Here is a 9459-nt window from a genome sequence, read left to right on the forward strand (position 1 = left end):
TACTCGTAACCAAAAGGATTTTGCTCAAATTCCCGATTTGGTGCTGGAGGATTGGACACATTGACTACATCCTCTGCTATCAATTTTGATATCAAAGCCGGAAATTACAGACTTAGCATAACCAATTGACACCTGCCTACTTCCGCAAGAAGTATTTTGGTGATCATGGAGTGTAAACATTCATGCACCTCCCTACGGCTGTATGATATTCGTTATTGGAAAACTGTATTATCAATAACGACCCGGTAAGCACTTATGCCTAACGAGCCAATTTGGGGAGAGCTAGTTAAAGTTGAGTTGGAGGCGTGTTTAGATGCGCCTCTAGCTCGGTATTTTGACGCGCAACTTGATAAAGACCCAGATGTGTTGGCGCAGTTGTTGGCAGATAAGCGCAACCCCAATACTAAAAGGGCTTATGAGAAGGATTTGAAGGATTTCTTTCTGAAGATGACTTTATTGCCGCCGACTGGTGATAGTGTGCTGGAGTTTTTGCACTTGCAGCCCTCTCAAGCGGTGATGGTGGTGTTGAAGTACAAGGCGATGTTGATTAAATCTGGGTTGCGGGAGGCGACAATCAATCGGCGGTTGGCGGCGATTAAGTCGTTAGCGAAGATGGGGCGGAAGTTGGGAGTGTGCAACTATTCCCTGGAAGATGTTTCAGGAGAGAAGGTTAAGGCGTACCGGGATACGCGGGGTGTTGACAGTAAGGCGATCGCTGGTGTGATTCAGCAGTTTGATCGGGAGACTTTGATTGGTAAACGCAACTATGCGATTTTTCTGGTGCTGTGGGGTGATAACCGGAATAAAGATTTGTGGGAAATGTCGGAATTGTTGACGGGAATGTTGAATAATTATGATTGATAAAAGTATTATTTGCCATTATGTATTATTTTGTATTATTTGTGTTATAGTATGTTTAATAGTGTCTGTTATGCCTGATATTTCTCTCGACTGACGTGTGCCTTTTGTAAACGCTATCTTTCATTACTGTTGTCCTGTTGTTGTCTCAGCTTGAATTTGGGGCGAACAGCTATTGCAATTATGTATTACCCAAGCGGATTCCACTTACTCAGCCGTAAATATTGCTCAAAAAGGTGATCTATAACACAGATTTTGACTTGTAATCTGTAGGTCAACATTTCTATTTAAATTTGGGAATTATAGAAGTAGACGATGGATAAGTATAATCAAGGGAATTTTGAAATAATCCCAACGTTGGGACAGTTTTTGTGAGTTAACAATGAACCCAGCTATTACAGTCACCCAAAAACAACTCTCAGAATTTCTTCTCAATGTGGCGGTAGTGCGACCCGTGTTTATTTGGGGAGCGCCAGGAATTGGGAAATCATCTTTGGTAGAAGAATTTGCGGCTGAGGTGGGAATACCTTGCGTTTCACTGCTAGGTAGTCAACTAGCACCAGAAGACTTAATTGGAGTACCGCAGATTATCGATGGAACAAGTCGCTTCTGCCCACCCAGAATGATTGCACGGGATGAACCCTATTGTTTGTTTTTGGATGAACTCAACGCTTGTTCTCACGAAGTTCAGAAGGCATTCTACAGCCTGATTCATGAGCGCAGAATTGGTGAATATCATCTTCCCGAAGCTTCAATTGTGATTGGTGCGGGTAATCGCGCTCAAGATAGTGCGATCGTTAAGCCCATGTCTTCACCTTTGCTCAACCGCATGGTTCATGTCCATTTGAAGGTTTCCCATCGCGACTGGTTGGATTGGGCAAAAAATCATGATATTCATCCCTGGGTGATTGAATACATTCAAACTCGCCCAGATCATCTGTGGAGTCAACCTCCTAAACATGAAGAACCATTTTCGACTCCCCGCTCTTGGCATATGTTGAGTGATACTCTGCATGAATATGGCGAGCGCCTTACAGACCACTGGCTAGAAGTTCTCGCTATGGGGTGTCTTTCTCCTCATCATGCTACTCAGTTTAAAGGCTTTATTAAACAAATTAAAAGTAAGTACCAATTAACAGCTATTCTCAAAGGCGAAATTGGCTGGCCACACCTGCCAGAAGACAGGGATGTTCTCTATTTTCTGGCTCAATCTTTCCGCGCTCAACTCATCAAAGAATTACCCCAAGAACGTCTTGCAATGACAGGTAGCCACAAAGATTTAGCTCATCGCGCCAAAGGACTACTCAAGGATTTAGCGGCTATCAGCTTTGAAATTGCCCAAATGGTTGTTTCTGAACCGGAAAAGGGAGATGCTTTACCTAGTTGGTTGATGGTAGAAATAGTCAGAGACTTGCCACGTTTGGTGAAGAAAGAAAATGGCACGTAAAAAGAATCAAACAGATATTGCGACATTACAATTTGGGCAAGGATGTGACATCCTCAGACAGCATCCCATTTTTGCACCGTTACTCTGCCACGCTAACATTAATCGTCAGTCGGGAAACCAGTGTTCACCACAGGGTTGGGCTGTAGTCACTAGTAATGGTGTTATTCACGTACATCCAACGCGACGGGGTTCTCCAGAAGAATGGGTTTATGTACTGGCTCATTGTCTATTGCATCTGGGCTTCGGTCATTTCCAGAAACGCACATATCCTCGGGAATGGAACGCCGCTTGTAATTATTTTATTGCTAAGTTTCTTGCTGATTTGAAGTTAGGAGCTATCCCAGAAGAATATCTTTTTTCTGTCAATATTTCTAACCGGAATGAAGAAAGTTTATATCAGGAATTTTGCGAACGCGGTATTCCTGGATCTGATTTTGTGGATCTGATTATCGAACCTATTAAAAGTAACTATTTGGGTCGGGGCTTGGACTGGCAAAATGTCTTTGGAGAGGGGTTAACGAGAGCCGTTACCAGTGCAGTAAATGTCGCCGCCGGACGAGAGCCGATTTTGGGGACGCAGAACAAAAATGATACTCCTGCACAAAGAGCTAAGGCTTGGTTTATCAACAGTTATCCTCTGCTGGGAGCTTTAGCAACTAATTTTGAGATTATTGAAGATCCATTAATATGTCAGCGTCAAGATATTTCTGTAGCAGCGATTGATGTCGCAAACAAAGAAATTTTTGTCAATCCCGCCGCCGGATTAAGTAATGAAGAATGCCGATTTGTGATGGCTCATGAATTGTTACACGCCGGACTCAGACATGATACTCGCTGTCAAGGAAGAGACCCTTATTTGTGGAATGTTGCTTGTGATTATGTGATTAATTCTTGGCTGTTAGAAATGGGGGTAGGCGAATTACCTCACATTGGGGTGTTACACGACCCTGATTTGAAGAATTTATCAGCCGAGTCAATTTATGACCAAATAGTTAAAGATTTGCGCCTCTATCGCAAACTATCTACTTTGCGGGGTATCGGACAATGTGACATTTTGGAACCAGGAATATCAGATTGGTGGACTTATGGTGATGGTGTGGGATTGGATGAATTTTATCGCCGTTGTCTAAGTCAGGGACTTGCATATCACCATGAGCAAAATCGGGGTTTTCTCCCGGCGGGTTTAATTGAAGAGATTCGCGCTTTGAGTTATCCGCCGATTCCTTGGGATGTGGAATTGGCTAAGTGGTTTGATAATTACTTTTCTCCTTTAATTAAAGTCAGGTCTTATGCTCGTCTCAGTCGCCGTCAATCTGCGACTCCCGATATTCCCCGTCCTAGTTATGTACCAGATAGCAACAATGAAGAAGGTCGCACATTTGGGGTAGTTTTAGATACTTCTGGTTCAATGGAGCGGGAGTTATTAGGAAAGGCATTGGGAGCGATCTCTAGTTATAGTATTTCTCATGATGTTTCTTTTGTGCGGGTCGTTTTCTGTGATGCTTTTGCTTATGACCAAGGTTACATAACACCAGAATCGCTGGCAGATAGAGTTCAAGTCAAGGGTAGAGGCGGTACTGTTTTACAGCCAGGAATTGATTTATTGGAAAGAGCCGAGGATTTCCCGAAAAATGGGCCATTACTAATTATTACTGATGGATATTGCGATCGCGTACACATTCGGCGAGAACACGCTTTTTTAATTCCTGTAGGTCGGCATTTACCCTTTATTCCTAAAGGTCAGGTTTTGAGAATCAAGTAAGCTGTTCATTTAATCACTGACTAGTCCAGATTATGAGGCAATGCGTAAAGAAAAAGATTTAACTAGTGCAACTCCTCCAATCAACACGCTGGCGTGACCTCATATCAGTAAACCTCCCGCACTCACCTATTTAGAGACAGCCTCTTAACCATGTTCTACTTAATAAGTTCACAAAATATCCTTACGCTTCTGCACACAGAAGATCACAGTTAAATAAACTATCGTATGTAAACACAAAATTAGCCAGTTTAAACTTAAATTAGACCATGTAGCATCATAAATAGGAGTCGGTTCAAATGGCCGCGCTACAGTGCTACCATCAGGTAGTTTAATAGCATCAGGAACCATTGCATTCAAATTAACTAAAGCGCCGTAAGCACCTACTGACCAACGACTGAGCATGAACCAAGAAACTATAGTGCCAGTACCTTCCATTTTGAACAAAACACCAGAAAAAATAATTTGGGGAAGTAGTAACAATGGCAAGGAACTATTGGCTTGGCTAACGTTTTTTACAAATGCGGAAACAAGTAAACCAAGACTGATGCTACTTAAAAGTGTGAGAAATGAAGTAATTGCTAACCCTAATGGCCAAGAGATTAATTCTGGTTGTGGTGATTTAAAAAATATTAAAATGATGATCGCCATCAATAAGGTTTGCAAAACTGCTAGGCCAGCAAGAATTGCAACTTTAGAGCTAAGATAAGCAAATAAACTCAAGTTAACGAGCCGTTCTCGTAGGTAAATTGCTGATTCTTTGACAATTTCTTGTAAGGAACTAGAAAGTCCTACCCATAATACCGCACAAGTGAAGACAAATAACACACGTAACGCTAAAGATGCCAGAGCAGCATCAGGTTTATCACCTAATACTAGGGGGTTTTGATCCCTAAGAGCAAGTGTCATTAAGCTAATACTGATAGGTGCGGTTAACAGTGCTAAGGTGAGGTTAACTTTGTCTCGCTTTTGGATCTGAAAATAACGTTGTGTCAAAAGATTAAACTGCTTCCACAAAGAAACCTTGTTATTGGACTGCTGAGAAGTATTTGATTGTGGTGTTTGGTTTCCTACACTGAGATGATTTTCAATATAATAGCGATAATCATCTGATTGGTAAAACTTGTAAGCTTGATCAATGACATTTTCTGGGTTTTCTAACTGATTATAAATATCGGCAAAATCGTCTTGTACGCCAAAAAATTTTAAACATTCCTGGGGAGGGCCAAAATAACACAAGCGTCCTCCTTGTCCGAGAAAAACAACGCGATCGCACAATTTAATATTAGTCGTGGCATGAGTCACCAAAATTACCGTTCGTCCCTGATCAGCTAATTTCCGCAATAGCTGCATCATTCTCTTATCTAAGCCAGGGTCAAGTCCCGAAGTCGGTTCATCTAAGAAAAACAACTTGGGATCGGCTAACAATTCCACTCCTATACTTACCCGTTTCCGTTGTCCACCACTGAGTTGAGACACCTTTGCATGGCGACGGTGGGACATTTCCACTGCTTGTAAAGTCTTTTCTACTACCTCCGCCACGTTGATATCCGGCGGTAAGCGCAACTTGGCGGCGTAGGTCAGCACTTCCGCTACTTTTAAGTCTTGGTGAATAATGTCGTCTTGGGGGACATAACCGATATGGGTGCGGTAAAGATGGAAATTATGGCGCAGATTTTCACCATTCAAATAAACTACACCTTGGGTTGTGGACTCGATTCCTAACAAAGTTCGCATCAAGGTTGACTTACCAGCACCACTACCACCCACCAAGGCGACAAACTGTCCTGGTTGGATTGGTAAGGATACATCATCTAATCGCCGCTTGTCTTTGTCTTGAATGACTAAATTGCAAGCATCTATGCGGATTTGATTACCTTGGTCAAGGAAGTTTAACTCATTACCACGCAACGCTAATGTAAATGGCCCAATGCGAATTATCGCACCAGGCGTTAAGACAATCGAACCGTTGACTCGTTGCCCATTGACGAAGACACCATTTGCACTATGGTCGCGCAGAATGTAGCGTCCTTGACCATCAGTATCAATTGTGGCGTGGCGGCGGGATACTGTTGGTGCATCTAAAGTTAAGGTAGCGTCATAATCCCGTCCCAACAACAGCGAGCGATTTTTTAAAGAAATAGATTTGGAAATACCTGAAGTTGTTGGCATAGCCGTATCAGCCGTAGTCCCTGTGGCCGATTGACCAGGATTGTAGTGTTTCAGCAACACTTGGTTTTGTGGGTTTTGACCAATGCGGATTTCGGTTTCATGCTTGAGGGAATAGCCAGAATCGGGAGTAATACGGATTTGATTCAGATATAAACCGTTGGTGCTAGGTTTTGTGCCATCTCCATCATAAATACGGTAGTCTTCCCCCTCTTGTTTCAAGGTGGCTTGACATTTTCCCACTACTGCCCAATCTTCAGGAACAACTAGGTCTGCAATCGTGCGATCACGCCCAATTATATGCTGTGACCGATTGAGTTCAAAGCGTAATATACTCCCTTGTTTTTCCAAAACTAAATAGGAGTTAATATTGTTACCGCTTTTATTTGTATTCATAGAATTTTCATTGGGTGAAAATTTGTTTATTTTCTTGAAAGCCTACATTAATATATTCCTTTCATGAACAGACTAGAAATATTTTATGAAATTTATAACCGTATAAATACTGATTAAAATAGTATTTAATTATGCTAAAACCAGATTTAAGCTATGGGCTATAGACGTAATGCAAACACCAACTGTATTAAACAATCGCTACCGAGTAATTCGCGTCTTAGCTTCTGGTGGATTTGGTGAAACATTTTTGGCAGAAGATACCCAAATGCCATCAGGACGCAGGTGTTTGATTAAAAAGCTCAAACCCGTGGCTAATAACCCCCAGATTTATCAGTTGGTGCAAGAACGGTTTCAGCGTGAAGCGGCAATCTTAGAAGAATTAGGCGATGGATGCAGTCAGATTCCTAAGCTGTACGCCTACTTTCTAGAAAATGACGAATTTTTTTTAGTACAAGAATATATCGAGAGTGAAACTCTACAGCAGAAGTTACAACAACAAGGGGTACTGAGTGAAAGTTCCGTCAAAGAAATTATCCGCAGCATTTTAATCATTCTCGATTACGTCCACAGTAAGCGAATCGTTCATAGAGATATCAAGCCAGAAAATATCTTGATTCGCCACGCTGATGGTAAACCTGTGTTGATTGACTTTGGTGCAGTCAAAGAGACAATGGGAACACTCATGAGTGCTTCTGGTAACTCTAGCAGGTCGATTGTGATTGGGACACCAGGATTTATGCCCAGTGAACAATCGGCGGGACGGCCAGTGTTTGCTAGTGATTTATATAGTTTGGGACTAACAGCAATTTATCTGTTAACGAGCAAACTTCCCCAACAATTAGAAACTGATCCGGCTACCGGGGATTTACTGTGGCGACAGTATGCTTTAAATGTGAGTCCCAGTTTCGCCACTTTTTTAGATAAGGCGATCGCCTTTCATCCAGACGCTCGCTACTCCAGCGCCAAAGAAATGTTAGACTCCCTACAACATCGCACGACACCAATTCCACCAACTATCCCTGTAGCCAACCCCACATTATTTTCTCCACGACCAGATGCATACCCCCAACAGCAACAGCAAACTGTTTTAGCCGCACCACCTGCAATTCCATATCAGCAACTTGGCTATTCTCAACCCCCACTCAAACCTAGTCAGGAAATGGGTGATTGGCAAAAAGCAGTCATCATCGGTAGTGTCATCGGTACATTTGTTGTCGGTGGTTTGTGGTTAATTAGAGGAGAATTAGCTAATAAAAAAGAACCCACACCAACTGTTACCGCATCAACACCATCTACAGGAAATTTAGCAAATTCTTCTAATCAACAAACGTCAGACCCAGTAGAATCCAACTCTCCCATAAATAATGTTCCTAATCCTCAACAATTAACAACTACAAAACCAGATCGCATTTTACCGTCTCCTACTCCAACTTTTTCTACCGAACCACCCGATAATCCGAACTCCTTCATTTCTTCTATTAACTCTGCAAATATAGAACCAAAAATTACAAAAGAAGCAGCAACAGAATTAATTGGTAAGTGGCTATACGCCAAGCGTGTAATGTTTGCTCCGCCTTACGACTTTCAAGCAGCTTATGAATTAACTACAGGTGAACTATACGCGAAAACTGCCGGAGTTGATGGTTCAATCAGCTCTCTTAAGAATGATGGTCATCAATATAGATACGACTTACAACGAATTGATAGTGTAGACGAATTTCAGACTAACGGTAGTCAAGCAACAATTACAGTCAAGGTGACTGAAAATAGGAAATTGTTTGATCAAAAGGGAAATATTCTTCCCAGCCAAACAGATTTTAAAACTAGAATAGTACGTTACAACTTGCAATTTGTAGAGAGGAAATGGAAGATAGAATCCAGTCAAAATTTTACTGATTAAATTTATTGATTATGAGAAGAAGTAATAAAAATTCTTACCTCCTCCGTTTGATGGGAATTGCCACAGTAGTTTCATTTTTTTTCGTGATTTTTGGTGCAACACTCATCCGATTATCAATTACAAATCCTGCGGTACAAGCTACTACATATCCCAATACATCCAGTATAGTTACTCCTAATTCCCAATCTATTTCCCCTAAATTGCCAAGTGTAAGTATCACAACTAACTCCCAAGCAATAACTGTAGATAGGTTATCCCAAATTAACAACCAACAACGACTCAGCAATCAGGTCGCCTATGGTCATTTGTCCTATGCACAAGCTGATGCTAGCCAAATGATGGTTGTTGGTAGCTATGCTACAGGAACAGAACAAAGATTTGAATCGCTTAATCGAGAAGCTGACAAAGCATTTATGCAGATGATTTATGCAGCCAGAGAAACTGGTGTTTGGATTATTCCTGTTTCCGGCTTTCGGACTATAGAACAACAACAAAAATTATTTGATAACCAAATTAAACGCCTCGGTTCTGTAGAGAAAGCATCTAAAATTAGCGCACCTCCTGGTTATAGCGAACATCATACAGGCTATGCCATAGATTTAACAGATGGGAAACTTCCCAAACAGGATATTACTTTGGCATTTGAAAAAACAGAAGCCTATCGCTGGTTAACTGTTCATGCTAGACAATTTGGCTTTGAGATGTCTTTCCCAGCTAATAATGCCCAAGGAGTAAGTTTTGAACCTTGGCATTGGCGTTATATAGGTTCAGCAAATGCAGCAGAGGTATTTGCTAATGCCAGAAATAGATGACTAGATTGACATGGCTTTTAATGTTGTCGGTTAACCCATAATATTGCCGCGACTGGAACCATAATATTGCCGCAACGGAGGCTGTAATACTCATTATTTCGTGAAGCGATCGCATCCT

At 41.6% G+C, this 9459-nt stretch carries 5 protein-coding genes and 1 pseudogene; 5 read left to right on the top strand and 1 reads right to left on the bottom strand.

Annotation, left to right across the window (positions count from 1 at the left end):
• Nucleotides 1-255: 255 nt before the first annotated feature.
• The 3 genes and pseudogenes from V7K25_RS09360 to V7K25_RS09370 all read left to right on the top strand — a co-directional run.
• A pseudogene (locus V7K25_RS09360) lies at nucleotides 256-792 on the top strand (site-specific integrase); the annotation flags it as partial.
• A 448-nt stretch (nucleotides 793-1240) separates the two neighbouring features.
• Nucleotides 1241-2305 (top strand): MoxR family ATPase, encoded by a 1065-nt coding sequence (locus V7K25_RS09365; protein ID WP_335157209.1) that lies wholly within the window; start codon nucleotides 1241-1243, stop codon nucleotides 2303-2305.
• Nucleotides 2295-4067, top strand: coding sequence for a vWA domain-containing protein (locus V7K25_RS09370; protein WP_335157211.1), 1773 nt, complete (start codon nucleotides 2295-2297; stop codon nucleotides 4065-4067). The genes V7K25_RS09365 and V7K25_RS09370 overlap by 11 nt, the downstream gene beginning before the upstream one ends.
• A gap of 168 nt (nucleotides 4068-4235) precedes the next feature.
• Here V7K25_RS09370 and V7K25_RS09375 read toward each other — a convergent pair whose 3' ends face one another.
• Nucleotides 4236-6629, bottom strand: coding sequence for an ATP-binding cassette domain-containing protein (locus V7K25_RS09375; protein WP_335157213.1), 2394 nt, complete (start codon nucleotides 6627-6629; stop codon nucleotides 4236-4238).
• Nucleotides 6630-6798: 169 nt separating this feature from the next.
• Between V7K25_RS09375 and V7K25_RS09380 the strand changes: the two genes are divergently transcribed.
• On the top strand, nucleotides 6799-8529 hold the full coding sequence (locus V7K25_RS09380; RefSeq protein WP_335157215.1) for a protein kinase domain-containing protein: 1731 nt from the start codon (nucleotides 6799-6801) through the stop codon (nucleotides 8527-8529).
• Nucleotides 8530-8540: 11 nt separating this feature from the next.
• Nucleotides 8541-9341 carry a M15 family metallopeptidase gene (locus V7K25_RS09385; protein WP_335157217.1) on the top strand — a complete coding sequence of 267 codons (801 nt, stop codon included), beginning with the start codon at nucleotides 8541-8543 and terminating at the stop codon, nucleotides 9339-9341.
• Nucleotides 9342-9459: the final 118 nt, after the last annotated feature.

The sequence above is a fragment of the Nostoc sp. genome (assembly GCF_036919495.1).
Classification (GTDB): Bacteria; Cyanobacteriota; Cyanobacteriia; order Cyanobacteriales; family Nostocaceae; genus Nostoc.